General features: G+C 56.5%; 19 protein-coding genes. 6 read left to right on the forward strand and 13 right to left on the reverse strand.

Features of this window, described 5'->3' with window-relative positions; genetic code table 11:
* The first annotated feature begins 4 nt into the window (after positions 1–4).
* A complete protein-coding gene (ileS, locus tag IE105_RS07815; RefSeq protein ID WP_189497143.1) occupies positions 5–2962 on the forward strand; it encodes an isoleucine--tRNA ligase in 2958 nt (985 codons plus the stop codon).
* A gap of 123 nt (positions 2963–3085) precedes the next feature.
* Here ileS and IE105_RS07820 read toward each other — a convergent pair whose 3' ends face one another.
* From IE105_RS07820 to IE105_RS07830, 3 genes are read right to left on the reverse strand one after another with little or no spacing between them, the layout of a single operon-like run.
* Positions 3086–4240: a CaiB/BaiF CoA transferase family protein gene (locus tag IE105_RS07820; protein WP_189497145.1), complete on the reverse strand. Its 1155-nt coding sequence runs from the start codon at positions 4238–4240 to the stop codon at positions 3086–3088.
* A 31-nt stretch (positions 4241–4271) separates the two neighbouring features.
* Complete coding sequence (locus IE105_RS07825) at positions 4272–4718, reverse strand: DUF2155 domain-containing protein (RefSeq protein WP_233354048.1); 447 nt, start codon at positions 4716–4718, stop codon at positions 4272–4274.
* A 13-nt stretch (positions 4719–4731) separates the two neighbouring features.
* Positions 4732–5136, reverse strand: a complete 405-nt coding sequence (locus tag IE105_RS07830) for an NADH:ubiquinone oxidoreductase subunit NDUFA12 (RefSeq protein ID WP_189497308.1) — start codon at positions 5134–5136, stop codon at positions 4732–4734.
* Positions 5137–5321: 185 nt separating this feature from the next.
* Between IE105_RS07830 and IE105_RS07835 the strand changes: the two genes are divergently transcribed.
* Positions 5322–6230 carry a pentapeptide repeat-containing protein gene (locus tag IE105_RS07835; RefSeq protein ID WP_189497149.1) on the forward strand — a complete coding sequence of 303 codons (909 nt, stop codon included), beginning with the start codon at positions 5322–5324 and terminating at the stop codon, positions 6228–6230.
* 74 nt (positions 6231–6304) lie between these two features.
* On the opposite strand, the gene aspS is transcribed toward IE105_RS07835, so the two are convergent.
* The gene (gene aspS, locus IE105_RS07840; RefSeq protein WP_189497150.1) at positions 6305–8122 is read right to left on the reverse strand and encodes an aspartate--tRNA ligase; all 1818 of its coding nucleotides are present in this window, start codon (positions 8120–8122) and stop codon (positions 6305–6307) included.
* A 109-nt stretch (positions 8123–8231) separates the two neighbouring features.
* Here aspS and IE105_RS07845 point away from each other — a divergent pair, with 109 nt between their 5' ends.
* A complete protein-coding gene (locus IE105_RS07845; RefSeq protein WP_189497152.1) occupies positions 8232–8417 on the forward strand; it encodes a hypothetical protein in 186 nt (61 codons plus the stop codon).
* On the opposite strand, the gene IE105_RS07850 is transcribed toward IE105_RS07845, so the two are convergent.
* From IE105_RS07850 to IE105_RS07865, 4 genes are all read right to left on the reverse strand, one after another.
* Complete coding sequence (locus IE105_RS07850; protein ID WP_233354049.1) at positions 8399–9175, reverse strand: TlyA family RNA methyltransferase; 777 nt, start codon at positions 9173–9175, stop codon at positions 8399–8401. The two genes, IE105_RS07845 and IE105_RS07850, sit on opposite strands and share 19 nt — an antisense overlap.
* 18 nt (positions 9176–9193) lie before the next feature.
* Positions 9194–9421, reverse strand: coding sequence for a hypothetical protein (locus IE105_RS07855; RefSeq protein WP_189497154.1), 228 nt, complete (start codon positions 9419–9421; stop codon positions 9194–9196).
* A 95-nt stretch (positions 9422–9516) separates the two neighbouring features.
* The gene (locus IE105_RS07860) at positions 9517–9975 is read right to left on the reverse strand and encodes a CBS domain-containing protein (protein ID WP_189497156.1); all 459 of its coding nucleotides are present in this window, start codon (positions 9973–9975) and stop codon (positions 9517–9519) included.
* A 15-nt stretch (positions 9976–9990) separates the two neighbouring features.
* On the reverse strand, positions 9991–10509 hold the full coding sequence (locus IE105_RS07865) for a MarR family winged helix-turn-helix transcriptional regulator (protein ID WP_189497158.1): 519 nt from the start codon (positions 10507–10509) through the stop codon (positions 9991–9993).
* A 272-nt stretch (positions 10510–10781) separates the two neighbouring features.
* Between IE105_RS07865 and IE105_RS07870 the strand changes: the two genes are divergently transcribed.
* Positions 10782–11555, forward strand: a complete 774-nt coding sequence (locus tag IE105_RS07870; protein WP_189497160.1) for a hypothetical protein — start codon at positions 10782–10784, stop codon at positions 11553–11555.
* Between the two features lie 7 nt (positions 11556–11562).
* Here IE105_RS07870 and dxs read toward each other — a convergent pair whose 3' ends face one another.
* The 5 genes from dxs to lepB are packed head-to-tail and all read right to left on the reverse strand — an operon-like array spanning position 11563 to position 16097.
* Positions 11563–13467 carry a 1-deoxy-D-xylulose-5-phosphate synthase gene (gene dxs, locus IE105_RS07875; protein ID WP_189497311.1) on the reverse strand — a complete coding sequence of 635 codons (1905 nt, stop codon included), beginning with the start codon at positions 13465–13467 and terminating at the stop codon, positions 11563–11565.
* Positions 13468–13512: 45 nt separating this feature from the next.
* The gene (locus IE105_RS07880; RefSeq protein ID WP_233354051.1) at positions 13513–14421 is read right to left on the reverse strand and encodes a polyprenyl synthetase family protein; all 909 of its coding nucleotides are present in this window, start codon (positions 14419–14421) and stop codon (positions 13513–13515) included.
* A 1-nt stretch (position 14422) separates the two neighbouring features.
* Positions 14423–14662 carry an exodeoxyribonuclease VII small subunit gene (locus IE105_RS07885; RefSeq protein WP_189497164.1) on the reverse strand — a complete coding sequence of 80 codons (240 nt, stop codon included), beginning with the start codon at positions 14660–14662 and terminating at the stop codon, positions 14423–14425.
* Positions 14659–15273: a histidine phosphatase family protein gene (locus IE105_RS07890; RefSeq protein WP_189497166.1), complete on the reverse strand. Its 615-nt coding sequence runs from the start codon at positions 15271–15273 to the stop codon at positions 14659–14661. The genes IE105_RS07885 and IE105_RS07890 overlap by 4 nt, the downstream gene beginning before the upstream one ends.
* Entirely contained in the window at positions 15270–16097 is an 828-nt protein-coding gene (gene lepB / locus IE105_RS07895) for a signal peptidase I (RefSeq protein WP_189497168.1), read from the reverse strand. Before lepB ends, IE105_RS07890 begins: the two co-directional genes overlap by 4 nt.
* Before the next feature lie 89 nt (positions 16098–16186).
* Here lepB and IE105_RS07900 point away from each other — a divergent pair, with 89 nt between their 5' ends.
* Together IE105_RS07900 and IE105_RS07905 are read left to right on the forward strand one after the other, a co-directional pair.
* The gene (locus IE105_RS07900; RefSeq protein WP_233354068.1) at positions 16187–17107 is read left to right on the forward strand and encodes an L-threonylcarbamoyladenylate synthase; all 921 of its coding nucleotides are present in this window, start codon (positions 16187–16189) and stop codon (positions 17105–17107) included.
* Positions 17108–17116: 9 nt separating this feature from the next.
* Complete coding sequence (locus tag IE105_RS07905) at positions 17117–18517, forward strand: FAD-binding oxidoreductase (RefSeq protein ID WP_189497172.1); 1401 nt, start codon at positions 17117–17119, stop codon at positions 18515–18517.
* The last annotated feature ends 453 nt before the right edge of the window (positions 18518–18970 follow it).

Here is an 18970-nt window from a genome sequence, read left to right on the forward strand (position 1 = left end):
TCTCATGACCACTGCGCCCTCCACACCCGAGCCCCGCGACTATCGCGACACACTGTTCCTGCCCAAGACGGATTTTCCGATGCGCGCTGGCCTGCCGAAGGCTGAACCCAAGTGGATTGAATTTTGGAATGAGCAGAAGCTTTACCAAACGCTACGCGAACAAAGCGAAGGCCGCGAGAGCTACACGTTGCATGACGGCCCGCCCTACGCCAACGGCCACATCCATATGGGCACGGCGCTCAATAAAATCCTCAAAGACCTGATCAACCGCAGCCACCAAATGCTCGGCCTGAACGCCAATTATGTGCCCGGTTGGGATTGCCACGGCCTGCCGATTGAATGGAAAGTCGAAGAAGAATTCCGCGCCAAGGGTAAGTCCAAAGATGACGTCAAACCGTCCGAATTTCGCGCCCGCTGTCGTGAATATGCGAAACAATGGGTCGACGTGCAAAGCGACGAGTTTCAACGCCTCGGCGTCGTCGGCGATTGGGAAAACCCCTATTTGACCATGCGGTTCGAGAGTGAAGCCGTGATCTGCGGCGAACTGCTCAAGATCGCCCAATCCGGCCAGCTCTATCGCGGCTCAAAGCCGATCATGTGGAGCCCGGTGGAACAGACGGCTTTGGCCGAAGCGGAAGTCGAGTATGCGGACCGCAAGGTCAGCCAGATTTATGTTCGATTTCCTGTTCGAAAAGACACTCCAAACATCGTGGTCGTAGGCGATGGCGCTGATATTTCACCTACGATTGCAAAACAAAATGCCTTGAACGAGAAAGACTATTCGGTCGTTATTTGGACGACGACGCCTTGGACTATCCCTGCGAATAGAGCCGTCTCCTATTCACAGTCTATCAGGTACGGACTTTACGAAATCGAAGAGTTGGAAGATGTTGAATTTACATTAGGACAAAATATCGGCGACAAGTTGATTGTGGCCGACGATTTGTGGGAAACGGTTTCAAAATCGAGCTTTATCAGATCGGGTAAACGCTTGTTTGAAATTAATGCTGCCGACTTGGGACAAATGGTTCTCGACCATCCTTTGCGTAAGGGCGATGACTTTAACTTCCCCGTCCCCATGCTCAAAGGCGACCACGTCACCGCCGACGCCGGCACGGGCTTCGTCCACACCGCGCCGTCCCACGGCGAGGACGACTATATGGTCTGGATGAGCAATGGCGATAAGCTGGTCAGCCTTGGCATCGACCCCGCTGTCCCCATGACGCTTGACGATAAGGGTTGCTACACGGATGTCATGCCGGAGCGCTTCCAAGGCCTCGACGTGATCCGCACATCGGGCAAGAAACGCGGGCAAGACGGCAAGGCCAATGGCGAGGTGATCAAAGCCCTCGTCGAGTCCGGCAATCTGCTGGCCCGCGCGCCGATGACGCTACGCGACGCGCACTCATGGCGCTCCAAAGCCCCCGTCATCCGCCGCGCCACGCCGCAATGGTTTATCAGCATGTCCAAAGAGGGCCTGCGCGACAAAGCGCTAGCCGAGATCGACAAGACGCAATTTTGGCCGGATCGCGGGCGCAACCGCATCGGCGCGATGGTGCGGGATCGTCCTGACTGGCTGATCTCTCGCCAGCGCAATTGGGGCGTGCCGATCACGCTGATCGTTGGCCCGAATGGCGAGCTGCATACAGAACGATCCGACGCCGACGCGATCAATGCGCGCATCTTAGAGGCGGTCTATCATCAGGGCGTGGATGGCTGGTTCGAAACCCCGCTGGACGACCTCATGCCCGATAATAATGCGGGCTGGACCAAGGTCACAGATATTCTCGACGTCTGGTTTGATAGTGGCTGCACCCATGCGTTCTGCCTCAAACAACGTGACGACCTACCCGACCGCGCCGACCTGTATATGGAGGGGTCCGACCAACACCGCGGCTGGTTCCAATCCTCGCTGATGGAGAGCTGTGCGGTTTACAGCGAAGCACCCTATAAGGGCATCCTCACGCACGGTTTCGTGGTCGACGCCAAGGGCCTAAAAATGTCCAAGAGCCTCGGCAATGTCATGGCGCCTGAAGACCTGATCAAGAAATTCGGCGCGGATATCGTCCGCCTCTGGGTCGCCAGTTCCGACGTCACCGAAGAAATTCGCATCTCGGACGAAGTCATCAAAACCAACACTGATAGCTACCGCAAATTGCGCAACACGCTGCGCTATATGATCGGTGCGCTCGACGGCTATGACGACAGCGAAGAGGTCGCCTATGACGACATGCCCGCGCTGGAACGCTGGGTGTTGCACCGTTTGCATGAACTGGGCAGCGAGCATGAAGCGCTGGTCCGCGACCATGATCACCGCACGATTTTCTCGAAACTGTTTAATTTCTGCACCAATGATCTCTCCGCTTTTTACTTCGATATTCGCAAGGATGCGCTTTATTGTGATCCACTCGACAGCACACGCCGACGGGCCTGCCTCACGGTCATGAACGCGCTATTCGAGCGCCTGACCACATGGCTCGCGCCGATCTTGTGCTTCACGATGGAAGAAGTGTGGCAAGCCCGCCGTCCGGGGACGTCTGTGCATTTGGAAACGTTCCGGGATTGTCCGGAGAGTTGGAAGGACGCGGCCTTGTTCGCGCAAATGGCCAAAGTCCGCACCGCGCGGGAATTAGTCAATGAGACCATTGAACCCCTGCGCCGAGAGAAAGTGATCAAGTCGAGCCTTGAAGCCGACGTCACAGTGCCGGACGCCGGACTAGACGATGCGCTGTTCGCATTGGGCATTGTGATCGCCAATGACTACGCCATCCCAGCCGAGCCCACCGACACACTGGCCGACTACCTCATTGTGTCCTCTGCCGCCCTCGGTGACGCGATGTCAGTCGCTGATTTGAAAGAGACGGATGCGAAGAAGTGTCTCCGTAGTTGGAAATATTTCTACGGTGATGGCGAGATCACGCCGCGTGATGCCGTGGCGGTAGAAGCACTAGACGCGCAATAAAGCTTCCGCTCATCCCGACGAAAGTCGGGATCCAGGCTAGCGCCAGTATGCAATTTGAGCTGGATCCCGACTTTCGTCGGGATGAGCGGCGATAAGTCGGGATGAGCGGCGATAAGGTGTAAGCTACGTCTTGAGGTCATCCTCCGGCATCGCCTTACCCGCATGGCGCACAGAGCCGGGTGTCTTGCTGAGTTTCGGGAATACACCTTGCATCGGCACTAGGCCGTAGCGGTCGCTTTCCACCGTTATGACCGCGTCGCGCGCGGCGTAGTGCGGATCGGCGAGCATATCGGCGGCACGGTAGAGTTTGCTGCACGGGACACCGTGAGCGTCCATCACCCTTTGAACCTCGTCCGCCCTATGCGCTGACGTCCAGTCGGTAATTCGCGCGTCCAGTTCCGCTTGGTTCGCCCCGCGCGCCACATGGTCGGCATAGCGCGGATCAGTCGCCAGTTCTGGCGCGCCCATGGCGTCCGCAAGCCGTCCAAACACGGTGTCTTGGTTCGCGCCAATCACGACCTGCCCATCGGCGCAGTCATAGATATTGGAGGGCGCAATACCGGGTAGATAGCTGCCCGTGCGCTGGCGCACAAAATTCTCAATCGCGTGTTCGGGAATGGTTGCTTCCATCAGCGCCAGCACAGACTCATAGATGCTGGCGTCGACCACCTGCCCTTCACCCGTCCGCTCGCGGTGATGCAGCGCGGTCAGCGCGCCCATCATCGCGAACATCCCCGCAAGGCTGTCACCGAGGCTAATGCCTGCCCGCGCAGGCTTGCGATCCGGATCCCCAATCAACGCGCGCAGCCCGCCCATGGCTTCACCGACAGACGCATAGCCCGCGCGTTTGGCGTAAGGCCCCGTCTGGCCATAACCCGACACGCGCACCATGATCAGACCGGGGTTGAGCGCGGACAGCACATCATAGCCCAGACCCCATTTTTCCATCGTGCCGGGGCGGAAGTTTTCGATCAATATGTCGGCATCCGCGACAATCGCCTTCAGCGCCGCCTGCCCGGCGGGCTCGCGCAGGTTCAAAAACACGCTATCTTTGTTGCGGCCCAAAATTTCCCATGACAGCGGATAGCCCGCGCGGCCCCACGTCCGCATTGGATCGCCAATGCCGGGTTGTTCGACTTTGATGACCTGCGCACCATGATCCGCCAGCAATTGCCCACAGAACGGCCCCGCGATCAGCTGTGCGCATTCAATGACCTTGAGGTCCGTCAGCGCGCCTTGTCGTGTGGAGGATCGATCGGGGTTAGGAGGTGTTGTCATATTACCGCCCCTCGCGGGAGACGCAGGATCGTTACAAACGGTCCGGCGTATAATCATCAGATCGGCGCAGCTCGTTTAGCCCAACAGGCACAACGCAGCCAATTACCCAAATATCATAGACCCGGTGATCCAGCGCAGACACGGCTGGCCGCGAGCCATACATCCAGCCAGAGAACAACCGCTCGCCCTCGGCATCTTCGCTACCATCTTCCATCAGGCGGCGATCATCGACCTGCAAGAAAGCATAGGTTTCAGGCAAAGACGTCGGCGGGGTTTTTTCGCAATGTTTCGCGTGGATTGTCAGGCTACCAAAATCGAGGCTCTCGCCGATCGGCACAGTATAATCAAAAGTTCGCGCTGTGACTTTGTCGAGCGCCCGCAGCTGCACCGCCTCGCCCATCAAATTAGGCTCCACCGTGGCCGCGCTCACCATAACCGGGAGCGCTAGAATGGCGGAAAGGGTCAGCAGGCGACGCATCAGTGACGTTGTCCTAATCACCGGGCGTCCAGGCTTCATAATCCGCAGCAACCTGGTCCCGCTTTGCGCCGCGATCCAGTGACCCTTTGGGCTTATACGCCATCGGCGTACCGGTCATATTGGGTTTGTGCGGAAGCTGCCAATCGTGGCGTTTAATTTTTAGCTCGTCGGGCTTCTCATCATAGGTATGGTGCAACCAACCATGCCATTCAGCCGCGATTGTTGTCGGATCGGCGTAGCCTTTATAGATCACCCAGCGGCGCGTGCGGCCTTCATATTCCGGGCTGGCTTTTTTGGCTTCGTGATAGCTATTGCCAAACGCGTCTTCACCAACTTTTGTAAAGTTGCGTTTGACCGACAGAAATGTCCCCGGCGTCGCGCCGTTCCACCAAGTAAAGATGCGGGCAAAGAATTGCATATGAGTCGTGTCCGTTTCGGGTTCGCAAGCCTTATGCCCGCCGTAGCTTGGCGCGTAAAGCGGATTGGTGACGGGAATGTGGCATGTAGAGACCTTTAACAGCCCAATAACCATCACTGCCAAAATACTGGTTCCTTACGACTCCGTAAGTAGTAGCCCACGCGACATGTGATCATAACACGGTCGTGAGCTATTACTCCCATCCAGCTACAGTGTCCCTGCTCGGCGTCGCACTGCTGTCTCTGCCTGTATCGGCAGCCGCGCAGTTGCGCGTCGACACACGGATCGTCGCCTCATCCTCGTCCTGCGCGCAATGCGATTTATCGGGCAAACGGATGAATGGCATGACACTCAAAAATGCCAATTTCTCCGGGTCGCTCTTCAATAATTCCAACCTGTCCGGCGGTAAGCTGCATGGATCGGACCTGACCGGCGCGCATTTCCGCAAGGCGATGCTCTATGGTGTCACGGGCGAACAAGTCATCATGCGCGGCGCGGTCTTGGAAGACGCAACGTTAACAGAAGCGAACCTGTCCCACTCATCAATGCGCCAAGCCAATCTGCACCGCGCAGAAATGGCGCGCGGCGTGTTTCGCGATGATGATTTTCAATCGGCCAATTTGATTGGCGCGTCGGCTACATCGGCTGATTTCACCCGCTCTAATTTCGATCGCGCCCGGCTTGATAATATCGATCTGACAGACGCGACATTGGACGCCGGACAATTCACGGGTGTTCGCTTCGGCTTTGCCAATTTTGAAAACGCCACACTCAAGGATACAAATTTCTCTGATGCCGATCTCACCCACGTGGTCGGCCTCACCCAAGTCCAATTGGACACGGCCTGCGGGAACATGAACACCCGCTTGCCGGACGGTTTAAGCCTCGGCTATTGCGACGGCGCGATGAGCGCCGCACCGCGCCCGCATCCCCCGCACCATCCGCGCGAAATGAAGTCCGCCATACAAGGATTGGACCGCGCTATACTGGATGTTGAAACTTTACTGGCTGTGCAAACAGACGCCCCAACGCGTAAACGGTTGCAACGCGTTCACCGCGATTTGACGCAGTCGCGTGAGGCCATGCGACGTTAGAGCCCAAAACAATACCCCCACGAAAAAGCCGCCTCACAGGGCGGCTTTTTTTATGCGCATTTAAGAAAGACCGCCTACGTGTCTTTATCAACCGGCACTAATTTCAGGTGCAGTTCTTTCAACAACGCCGCATCCACTTCGGCGGGTGCGTTCATCATCAAATCTTGCGCCTGACCGTTCATCGGGAACAAGATGACGTCGCGGATTGTGTCCACGCCCGCGAGCAACATGACGATCCGGTCAACACCTGGTGCGATACCGCCGTGTGGCGGGGCGCCGTATTTAAACGCATTGATCATGCCCGCAAATTCGGTGTCGACGACGTCTTTGGTGTAGCCGGCCAGCTCAAACGCTTTGTACATAATTTCCGGCTTGTGGTTCCGGATCGCGCCAGAGCTCAGCTCAACGCCGTTACAAACGATGTCATATTGCCACGCCAGCAGATCCAGTTGTTTTTCGACCGTATCAGCCGCTTGCAAGGCGGCCATGCCGCCTTGTGGCATAGAGAATGGGTTGTGGCTGAATTCGACCTTTTTGGCGTCTTCGTCCCATTCATACATCGGGAAATCGACGATCCAACAGAACTTGAAAATGCCGTCTTCGATGAGGTCGAGGTCTGCGGCAACCTTATTACGGGCATGCCCCGCCAATTTGGCCGCGTCGAGCGGTTTGCCAGCAGAGAAGAACACGCCGTCCCCGGCCTTTAGGCCCATATGGCCCAGCAACGCCGCCAAGTGATCGGGATCGAAATTCTTGAGCGCCGGATCCGGACTGACAACTTTACCGTCTTCTTCGCGAAGACGCGCATAGCCAAGTCCGGGCGCCTGCATTTCCTTCTTGGCCCACTTGTCGAGACTATCGAAGAATTTTCGGCTTTGACTGTCTGTGGCGCCAGGGGCGGGAATAGCGATAACCTTGCCGCCGCCCTTTGTGATCTTGGCGAAAATGCCGAAACCCGTCTTGGACTCGTCCGTGAAGAACTCTGATACATCGGATAGCTCAAACGGAATACGCAGGTCCGGCTTGTCCGTGCCGTATTTCTCCATCGACTCCAAATAAGGAATACGCGGGAACGGCGTCTCGACCGTACGACCGTCGGCGAATTCCTCGAACACGCCCGCCATGACAGGCTCAATCGCGGAGAATACGTCTTCTTGCGTCACGAAGCTCATCTCGACATCGAGTTGATAGAACTCACCCGGCGAGCGATCGGCGCGCGCGTCTTCGTCGCGGAAACACGGCGCGATTTGGAAGTAACGATCAAAGCCCGCGACCATGATCAACTGTTTGAACTGCTGCGGCGCTTGCGGCAGCGCGTAAAATTTACCGGGATTCAGACGCGATGGGACAAGGAAATCGCGCGCGCCTTCGGGCGAGCTGGCGGTCAAGATCGGGGTTTGAAACTCCGTGAAGCCTTGATCAATCATGCGGCTTCGCAACGAGTTGACGACTTGCCCACGGAGCAGGATGTTCTTGTGCAAAGTTTCACGACGTAAATCGAGATAGCGGTGCGTCAGGCGGATATCCTCAGGATAGTCCGGCTCACCAAAGACAGGGAGCGGCAACGGATCGGCGGCGCTCTCGACGATGAATTCCATCGCGCGGACTTCGATATCGCCTGTCTCGATTTCAGCGTTCTTGGCGTCCGCATCGCGGGCCAAAACGTCACCAGTGACGGTGATGACACTCTCGGCGGTCACGCGTTTAGCGGTCTCGTAAAAATCGGCGGTCGGGTAGATCACGACTTGTGTAAGGCCGTAATGGTCGCGCAAATCGATAAACAAGGCGTTGGCGTGTTCGCGTTTACGGTGGACCCAGCCGGATAGGCGGGCGGTTTCGCCCACATGATCAGAGCGAAGTTCGTTGCAAGTATGGCTACGGTAGTCGTGCATGGGAAATTTCCGGCAATGGTAAGTCGCGCTGGCCATAACCGTATGACCTCGCGCCTTCAAGCGGCACGGTCTGTTCATCCGTGCGTTTTGCGTTTACAGTGGGCCGGATATGAAAGCGCTCATCCGTCCTCTATTTGTCATCTTCGCGATCTTCCTTATCGGGATGTCGATCCGCCGCGGCATGACGGGCGGCAGCGTCGATTATGTCAGCCTCGGCCTCGCGATCGCGACCTTAGTCCTCGTGTTCATGGTGAGCCGCTCTGAAAAAGAGGATGATCAGGACGACGCGCCCTGATGCACAGTTTGCAGGCGCACCGCATGCAGCAGATATTCTGAATTTCCAGACCCGCCCTCAATCGGGCTGTCGACTGTCGACACGGTCTGCCACCCCTCACCGCGCAACCAGACTTTGACGGCCTCTAACGCCTCTTCTGCGCCGTCCTTCACAATCCCGCCGCGACCGATATTATCGCGTCCGACCTCAAACTGCGGTTTGACCAACATCACGGCCTCACGGCTCAGTGATAAGGGCACACCCAACACTTTCGACAGCGCGATAAAGCTGGCGTCGCACACCATCAGGTCGAGCATTTCCGGGAACTGGATCGGGCTGAGCGCGCGCGCGTCTTGGCCTTCCATCGAGATGACCTGCTTATGATCGCGCAGACTGGGGTGAAGCTGATCGCGTCCGACATCAACGGCGTAGACCCGCGTCGCACCGCGCCGCAGCAACACATCGGTAAACCCGCCTGTTGAGCTGCCCACATCGAGGCAAATTCGTCCGGCGGGATCAACATTGAATACGTCCAGCGCATGGGCCAGCTTCATCCCGCCGCGCGAAACATACGGGTGAACATCGCCGGACGTGACCTTTGCCCCGTCCGGAATATTCGCCGAAGGTTTCTTGAGCACGCGTCCGCCGACCTTGACCAAACCGGCCTTTATCGCCGCTTGCGCCCGCGCGCGACTGTCAAAATGACCATGTTCAACGAGGTAGAGATCAGCGCGCATGGGGCTGACTACACGGATCAGCCCAGAAATATAGACGCTCAATACAACGTCTCTGATGGATTACAGGGCTGTATCGCCTTTCAGCTCACGTTCAATTTTTAAAGCTGATTTGAACAATAGTCTTGTAAAAATGGCGATCGGGATAAGCATTAAGGCTTCCCCAGAATAAAGGATGGGTTTCGGGGCATGAAGCCCACTCATCAAAAGCCATATGATGGTCATGCACACGGGCGCTAAAATCGCGACCAGAAAAATCGTATTAACGATCGCCCCAAAAACCGCTTTCATGTTTAATCCTTTTAGTTTGAGAACTCCTTTACCCCCCTCAAAATGGGATTGTTTTGAGGGGGGTAATGAGACTTGTTGGAAATATGAGTATCGACTTAGGCCGCGAAGGACGCGCGCGCCGCAATGGCAATGTCACGAAGAATGCTGTTTTCGAGCGCTTTTTCATCGTGGAGTTTCCGCAAAATGTCGCGGATGCTGACAATGGCAACAGGTTTACCCTCCTGCGCAACGACGAGGTGGCGGATATGATGTTTGCCCATCAAATCCAAGGATGCCGACATTGACGTCTCAGGCGGCGCCGTCACGACAGTCGCTGTCATCCACTTTGAGACATGCTCACTATAAACCGTGCCGGCATTGTCCTGTTGGCCATATATCGCCCGCATAATATCGTGGTCCGTCAATATGCCAGCGATCCTGCCATCCGAGTCGACAACAGCCACGGCATTCTTCTTTCCCGTGACCATGGTCTCAATCGCTTCGTCTATAAAATTTGACGGAACACAAGAGACAAGCGTCAGGCTATTCTCTGTAATAAGCGTCTGTAAATCCATGATAGAGTCCTCAGTTTAAATCGAAGCAGCCATCGTAATGGTGTCTTGAAACAGGGCGGGAACAGCGTGATCAATCATGATTAGCCCGCCCACCAAAGCGGCCAGTCTTTCTTTGAGATTGGTTTTCATCTCAACCAGGCTACCGCTCAATCTGGTTCTATCGTCTTGAGAAATTCCACTGAGCGCATCATCCCGTAAGGCGTCTGGGACATCGCTAAGATCGTCAATGGTCGTCTCCGCCAAAGGCGTTAAGCTCAGCAAATAGGATCTGCGGTCATTGGGATCATTGTCCCGGTCCACGAAACCGCGTTCGACCAAACGATCGACCAAACGCCCAACCGTGGCGTTACCCAGTTCTAGGTTCGTGGCTAAACTCGATTGACTGATATGCGGGTTGTCTTGGATCACACCAAGCGCCAACCATTTGACCCGTGTCAGGTTATGGACCTTCAATCGGTCGTCAATATCGAGCCGCAAAAGATGTGCCACATCATGGATCAAGGATCCCAGCAAGTCTTTGTCTTTACCGATCATGCAATGTATTTATTATGTATACATATCTTATGCAAGTCGTCTTAAGTGAACTTATAGTCAGGGGACGGCCAGAATTCAGGGGTTCATTCTGTTTTAGGCTTATTCGTCGGGCCGATCTGGATGGGTATCAGAACCATCTCGAGGCGTTTGTTGCCAAGCTCCGCCAATAGCGAATCCGCCGTGTCATGCGCTTGACGCATGGCTTTGGCTGGCCCCAGAACTGAGCATAAGAGGGAGTTGCGTCACACCCTTCAAACGGGCAAACTCAGCCCATGGACATAGCTCGAAAACTATTACTCTGTGCCTCAGCCCTTGGCGCGGCAGTCTTCCTATTCTTCTTGATCCTTTTGTCGACAGACCCGGCGCGCTTCGAAACCCGGTTAAAAGAATTCGCCGTCGAAATCGTCAAATCTGAAACGACTGAATTTGCGCAATCCAAAGGCATCACATTGCCCGACACGCTTGGCGATAGCGACCTTCAGGCCCGATTAGCGGACCGGTTTACCCAGCGCAGTGAAACCATGAAAGCGGCTCTGGATGCCAAAGTCGATGTGTTTGTGGCGAATGTCTTGGCCAGCGCCTGTTCCCTTGATTGCGAACGCCGCGACGAGATTCAAAGCACTGTGCGCAGCCTGATCACCGCCACGTCAGAGCGGTATCTCGGCGGCGCGACAACGTTGCAGGCGTTCGCCAAGGACCGTTACGACGCTACCGTTCGCGCGCTACATCGGGACTTATTGATCGTGTCCTTCAGTAATTTGGTCGTGTTTCTATTCATCATTGCGCTGACGGTCAAAAAGCCGCGTTTTATGCCTATTTTGGTGAAATTAGGCGCAGTGGCGTTCGTCTCTGTGGTCTTGATGATTTATTGGTATGTGTTCGGACAGGACTGGATCACAACGATTATTTTTAACGCCTATGTCGGTTGGGCTTATGCCGTTTTCATCGGGGTTCTGTTCTTATCCCTATGCGATCTCGCCTTCAATGAAGGTCGCGTCTTAAACGGGATTTTTAGCAGTATCGGGAACTTCTCGATCACGTGCTGAGGCTTAACTAAGCCCGCACTGCCGCCTGCTCGCGTCCTAGCGCGGCAAACACACGCTCGACAATTGCGTCGGCATCGAGACCGGCTTGCTTATACATCAGCTCCGGCGTGTCCTGATCAATGAATGTGTCCGGTAGGACCATCGTGCGAATTTTAACACCTGAATCCAGCGCGCCAGAGGCAGAGAGGTCATGCAAGCAAAACGCGCCAAATCCGCCGACGGAACCTTCTTCGATGGTGATCAGGACGTCGTGCTCACGCGCCAGACGGTGCAGTAACTCGCTATCGAGCGGCTTTGCAAACCGCGCGTCCGCGACTGTGGTCGACAAGCCGTGACTATCAAGCCGTTCCGCCGCCAACAGGGCTTCTCCCAGACGCGTTCCGTAAGAGTAAATCGCCACTTGCGAGCCTTCGCGAATGATCCGACCTTTGCCGATTTCGAGCGGTTGCGGGTCTTCGGGAATTTCAATCCCTGTCGCTTCGCCGCGCGCATAACGAAATGCCGTCGGGCCATCATTGCGGGCAGCTGCCGTGGCGACCATACGGGCCAGATCGGCTTCATCCGCCGCCGCCATGAGCACCATGTTCGGCAAGCAGCCAAGATAGGCGATATCAAATGCGCCCGCGTGGGTCGGCCCGTCGGCACCTACCAATCCGGCGCGATCCATCGCGAAACGGACTGGCAGGTTTTGGATACAGACATCATGCACGACTTGGTCATAACCCCGTTGCAAGAAGGTCGAATAAATCGCGCAGAACGGCTTATAACCATCCGCCGCAAGACCGGCTGCAAACGTCACAGCATGTTGTTCGGCAATACCGACATCAAACATACGGTCCGGAAATACTTGGCCGAATTCTTTCATGCCCGTGCCGCCCGGCATCGCCGCCGTGATGCCCACCACTTTATCGTCTTTGCGGGCTTCGTGGATCAGGCTGTTGGCAAAAACTTTGGTGTAGCTCGGCGCGTTCGGGATCGACTTGGATTGCTCGCCCGTGACCACGTTAAACTTCGAGACACCGTGATATTTATCGGCTGAGTTCTCAGCTGGCGCGTAGCCTTTGCCTTTTTGCGTGACGACATGGATGAGCACCGGACCGGTCTTCATATCGCGCACATTTTCCAAAACAGGAATCAATGCGTCAAGGTCATGACCATCGACGGGACCGACATATTGAAAGCCCAATTCTTCGAACCAAGTTCCGCCCATAAACATGCCACGGGTATATTCTTCGGCTTTTTTCGCCGTGTTTTTAATCGGTCGCGGTGCGTCTTTGACGATCCGTTTGGCAGCGCCGCGCAAGGCTTGGTAGCCGCCGGAGCTGACCGTGCGGGAGAGCAAGTGGCTCATCGCGCCAACGGGCGGAGCGATGGACATGTCATTATCATTGAGAATAACGATCTGGCGGCTATCCGATGCGCCCGCATTATTCATCGCCTCATAGGCCATGCCCGCTGTAATCGAGCCGTCACCAATGACGGAAATCACATTATTGTTGCGGCCATCCAGATCGCGCGCGACGGCAAAGCCCATGCCCGCACTGATCGAGGTCGAACTATGCGCGGCGCCAAACGGGTCATATTCGCTCTCAGCGCGTTTAGTGAAGCCGGACAGGCCGCCGCCTTTACGAATCGTGCGCATGCGCTCCCGACGTCCGGTCAGCACTTTATGCGGATAGCATTGGTGGCCCACGTCCCAGATCAGCTTGTCATCCGGCGTATTGAAAACATGGTGGATCGCGACCGTCAGCTCGACCACGCCAAGGCCCGCGCCGAGATGTCCGCCCGTAACCGACACCGCATCAATCACTTCACTACGAACTTCATTAGCGAGTTGCTTGATCTGATCGCGCGTAAACGTGCGCGTGTCAGCCGGCAATGTGACGGTGTCCAAAAGTGGCGTATCGACCATTAAATCAAATCCAATGCGCGCCAAATGTGACGCTTAACTGTGCGCCTAATGTTGGCGCTCTAAAACAAAGTCTACGGTCCCTACTAAAGCCTGCGCCTTTTCCCCATAGGGTGCAAGAGCAGCCCGCGCCGTCTCGCCAAGTTGTCGCGCTTTCTCTTTCGCGCCATCAAGGCCCAAGAGCGACACGAATGTGGCCTTTCCAAGGTCTGCGTCCTTGCCCACGGCTTTGCCAACCAACGCGGCGTCGCCTTCCACATCCAAGATATCGTCGCGAATTTGAAACGCCAACCCAAGTGCGTCTGAATAGCGATCAAGCGCCGCTATATCATGCGGCTGCGCGCCCGAAATCAATCCGCCAGCCTTGGTCGCAAAGCGGATCAAAGCCCCCGTTTTCATGGCCTGCAACTGTGTGATCAGCGCCGTATCCCGTTCGTTTTCCGCCACAGTGATATCAACAACCTGTCCGCCGATCATGCCGTTCGTGCCGCTGGCGCGGGCTAATTCTAGGACAAGCCGCGCCCTGATAGCGGGATCAATATGCGCGCCCTCGCTGGCCATCAGTTCAAACGCATGTGTCAGCAATCCATCGCCCGCCAGAACAGCAATCGCTTCATCATAGCGTCTATGCACCGTTGGCTTACCTCGGCGCAGATCATCATCGTCCATACAGGGCAAATCATCGTGCACGAGGCTGTAAACATGGAGGCATTCGAGCGCGCACCCAACCGTCATGGCGTGGTCCATATCCCCGCCCAACATCCGCGCTGTTTCTAGAACCAAGAAAGGTCGCAGCCGCTTACCACCGCCTAACGCGGCATAGCGCATCGCCTCAGCTACGACGGCATGGTGGCCGGTGGGAGCAGGCAACACCCGATCCAGCGCCGCCTCGACCGCATCCGCCGTAACGCGCAAATGGTCACGATATGAGGTTTCGAGTGACGTCTTATGCAGCACGTTATTCAGCGTCGAAGCTTTCTGTACTCGCGCTGCCATCTGGGGCGAGGACGATTTTTTCGACTTTCAACTGCGCATCTTTCAGCTTGCCCTCGCAATGGGCTTTTAGCTTCGCGCCGCGTTGATAGATGGCGATGCTCTCTTCGAGCGGCGCATCGCCGCGCTCAAGCTGTTGCACAATAAGTTCGAGCTCGCTTAGCGCGTCCTCAAAGCTGAGACTTTTGATCGGTGTGTCGCTCACGCGGCGTCCCCTTGTTCTAGTTCAGTATTGCGGGTGGGCCTGACCATGCGGCGTCGGCTCCAGTGTAAATCGCCATTCTGGCTTTTACAGCGCCAACCCCGCGCCATCAGGCTGCCTTTAATCATGCGGTTAAACCATCCATGACCCGAGACATAGACCGTTCGGCCTGAGGACGCACAGTCCTCTAGCTGGATGCAGACAGAATTGGCGCGATCGCGCGCCTCGGTGTGACTTTCCATTCCGTCGCTATACCCGAGATACCAAAGGATACGCGCCACCGTGCCCCAGCTTTTGGGGCGGAGTTTCAAGGGGCCCAGCGGCGGTGACGGCAAAGCGGCCTCGACCAACCCCGGCAAGGTCATGTCCGGGCTGCGGCCCGCGGCAAGCTCGACGCTTTCGACCGCCCGGCGCAGCGGAGATGACAAAATAATATCCGCGTCCTTTGCCCATTGGACCACTTTTTTCGGGGGAGTTTGTCCCGGTTTAATTCCGCCCTCATCATAGCGGATCCACCAATCTCGAAATTCACGCCATGTCAGGCGTATCTTACGCGACAGAGCAGGTTTGCCGTGACGCACCAGAATAATCGTATCAACGGACGGGGAACTCATAATCGAGACGGAGCCCGGTCCACAGCGGGACAGCGCAGACCTTCTGATCGGTCGCAGCGATTAAAAGAAAACATCAACATGTCGGCTCGGCCAATCAAATTATTGATCGGCACAAAACCGGGTCCGAAGTCACTTTCTGACAAAATGCGTCCAAACGGGTCGACACGGTTCACGCGCGAATCGGTGGATCGATCACGATTATCGCCCATGAAAAACACATGCCCCTGCGGCACGATGAAAATATCCGTGTTATCCAGTGGCGCATTATCGCGATGTTCAAAAATCGCGTGAGGTGCACTATCCCCGGGCAAGCTCTCCAAATATTCTGTGGCCCCAGATACCGTGCGGAATGTGTCGCGCGTGCGGTAAAGGAAGTCGCCCAACGCTTCGCGCGGAACGATTGATCCATTGAGATAAAGCTGACCGCCCAACACTTGAACCTCATCGCCGGGAAGGCCGACAGTACGCTTGATCATCACTGTGCCATTATTGGGATTGCGAAAAACAACGATATCGCTGCGTTGCGGCAGCCGCGCAAAGATACGCCCTTCCGGCAACGGCAAATTATGTAAGCCGAGCGGGAGCGAGTGCCGCGAGTAGCCATAGGCAAACTTTGAGACATAAATATGATCGCCCACTTCCAACGTCGGCTGCATCGATTCAGACGGAATTTTGTAATGGCCCCAGACCAACGTCAGCACCGCCAACATGACAGCGGCCAGTTTAGCAAAGAACCGCAATTCAGCCCACAAACGGGACAGCCAAGACGGTCGATCCGAAGGAACGGAGCGCGCATCAGCAATGTGTGAACTTTTGACGGACATATGGACCTGCCAATGACAAGCTGCGTCGTCGCTTTCAACTGTCAATACGCAGTCAGGATGGCTAGTTAGGCCCAATGAGCGCAAAAGTGATGACAGCAGGCCCCGATGCCTATGCGCGCGCCGCGAAAACGCTGCAGGCGGGCGGGCTTGTCGCCCTGCCGACAGAGACAGTCTACGGCCTCGCGGGGGATGCAAAATCCGACGCCGCGATCGCCGCAATCTATAATGCGAAAGGCCGACCGTCGAATAACCCACTGATTACCCATCTCCTCGCCCCAGAACACGCCGCGCGCTACGCGGTGATCCCTGCTCTCGCGACTGAGTTGATGGCGCAATTCTGGCCGGGGCCGCTGACGCTGGTTCTGCCACGCCGCGACAGCGATCTCGCCGAACGCGCGTCTGCGGGTCTCGACACGATTGCGCTGCGCTGTCCCGATGCGCCGTGGCGCGCCGGATTAATCGCGGCGGGGTGGTCGGGTCCCTTAGTGATGCCCAGCGCGAACCTGTCAGGACATGTTAGCCCCACCACAGCCGCCCATGTCGCGGCCGATCTGGGCGACCGCATTCCCCTCATTATTGACGGCGGGGCCTGTGCGCGCGGGCTGGAATCAACCGTAATCCGCGTTGACGCAGGCGGCGCGATCTTATTGCGAAGCGGCGCCATCGCCGAAGATGTCATCGCCGCCATCACTGGGCCGCTCGCGCAGCCAAACCCTGAGGGTCCGCTCGCCTCTCCGGGTATGCTCGCGCGGCACTATGCGCCCCAAGCCTCGCTACGCCTCAACGCCAACAAAGCCAGTGACGGCGAAACGCTGATAGGGTTTGGCCCGGCCTATCGTGAGCCGAGCTTGTCGCAATCCGGCGACCTGTCAGAGGCGGCACGCAACCTCTACCGCCTCCTGCGCGACCTAGACGGCCCGCATGTGCGCCTTGCGGTCGCGCCGATTCCTAACACAGGGCTGGGCATTGCCATCAACGACCGCTTGCGACGCGCCGCTCTGGGCCGTTAGAACGGTCCCATGACCTCACCCGGAATTAACGCACTGAAAGCGGCCCTGCCCGCCAAGGCATGGACGCAAGACGCGGATATGATCGCCCCCCATCTGGTCGAATGGCGCGAAAAATATTTCGGCACGACGCCGATTTTGCTGATGCCCAGCTCAACCGCGGACGTCGCAACAGCGGTTAAAATTTGCGCAGACCATGGCCTGTCGATTGTGCCGCAAGGCGGTAATACGGGTCTTGTCGGCGGACAGACCCCCCAAGGCGAAGTGCTCCTGAGCCTCAAACGCATGACAAAAATCCGCGAGGTCAACCCCGTCGCGGACGCGATCACGGTCGAGGCTGGCGCGACACTCCAGACGGTGCAAGACGCCGCCACAGCCGCCAACCGCAAGTTCCCGTTGACCCTATCATCCGAGGGCAGCTGCACCGTCGGCGGCGTGCTGTCGACCAATGCCGGCGGCAATCATGTGTTGAAATACGGCACAACTAAAGACCTTGTCTTTGGGGTCGAAGCCGTGCTCGCCGATGGGCAAATCTTCAACGGGCTGACGTCCTTACACAAAAATAATACGGGCTATGACTTGTCGCGCTTGTTCCTCGGCGCAGAAGGGACACTCGGCATCATCACGGCGGCGACGCTGAAACTGTTCGCGCAACCGGGCCACGTCACGCGGGTGATGATGGCCGTAGCCTCAGTCACAGATGCGGTCGCCCTGCTCACGCAATTACGCGGACCCGCGCTGGCGATGTTCGAGGTCATGCCGCGCATTGGCTTTGCCGCTGTCACCGATAATTTCGAGACCGACCGCGATCCGTTCACAGCGGTCCACCCGTGGTATGTCCTCGCTGATTTCGAAGTCGACAATGCTGAGGCCGGAGAGGCTCTGGTTATGCCACTGTTAGAAAAGGCGATGGCCTCGGGACTGGTCCGAGATGCGGTGCTCGCGCAATCTGACACACAATTTCGCGCTCTCGGCGCGATCCGTGAACATATGAGCGCGGGCCAGAAATTCCTCGGCGGATCGATCAAACAAGACATCACCGTGCCGATCGACCGGATCGCCGACTTCTTCACCCGCGCTAACGCAACCGTCCAACGCATCGTCCCCGGCTGCCGCCCGGTTGGGTTCGGCCATTTCGGCGACGGCAATATCCATTACAACATCGCCCAACCCGCCAGCGCCAACCTCGCCGCCAATCGCGACGCGTTCCTCGCCCATTGGGACGATATAAGCGAAGCTATTTTCGACATTGTCGACAGTCTCGGCGGCTCGATCAGCGCCGAACATGGCATCGGCATTATGAAACGCGAGACCCTCGCCAAACGCGCCGATCCAGTGAAGATGGCGCTACTCCGGCGCGTGAAGGCCGCGATGGACCCGGACGGGATTATGAACCCACGCGTGATGGTTTAGTTGATAGCGACATAATCACGACTCATCGTCAATAATCGAACGGCGCAACTTGCCCACAGGACGACACAGAGTAACGTTCGCATGTCCCCGAAAGCGGACCATAGTTAGCGTCTGACTTGAGGCGATTTTAGGACGCTCGGTTATCGGTTAAACATCCCCAACGTAGATTTAGTTAATTGGGTTGCTCTAGAGTTTCGTCTGGCTGTTTATGCTTGTCATTGCGGCAAAGTGAGACGCTAAAATTCAAGCCCCCTAGAAGTCAGATTATCACACAGTTCATCCCCTATGATTGACACGAAAAGGCTAATCGATCAGCGTTTCGCTCTGGCCCAAGGAACATGCTCTACTTCTTTTTAGGCTTTGATACGAGTTGAACAAAATGGACTGTCAGTTATCGTTATAATAAAGCCGTATAATGTCCCGCGGAATACGCTCGGAATTCCCGACAATATA

Origin of the sequence: Algimonas arctica (genome assembly GCF_014652695.1) — a bacterium.
GTDB classification, from domain to species: Bacteria; Pseudomonadota; Alphaproteobacteria; order Caulobacterales; family Maricaulaceae; genus Litorimonas; species Litorimonas arctica.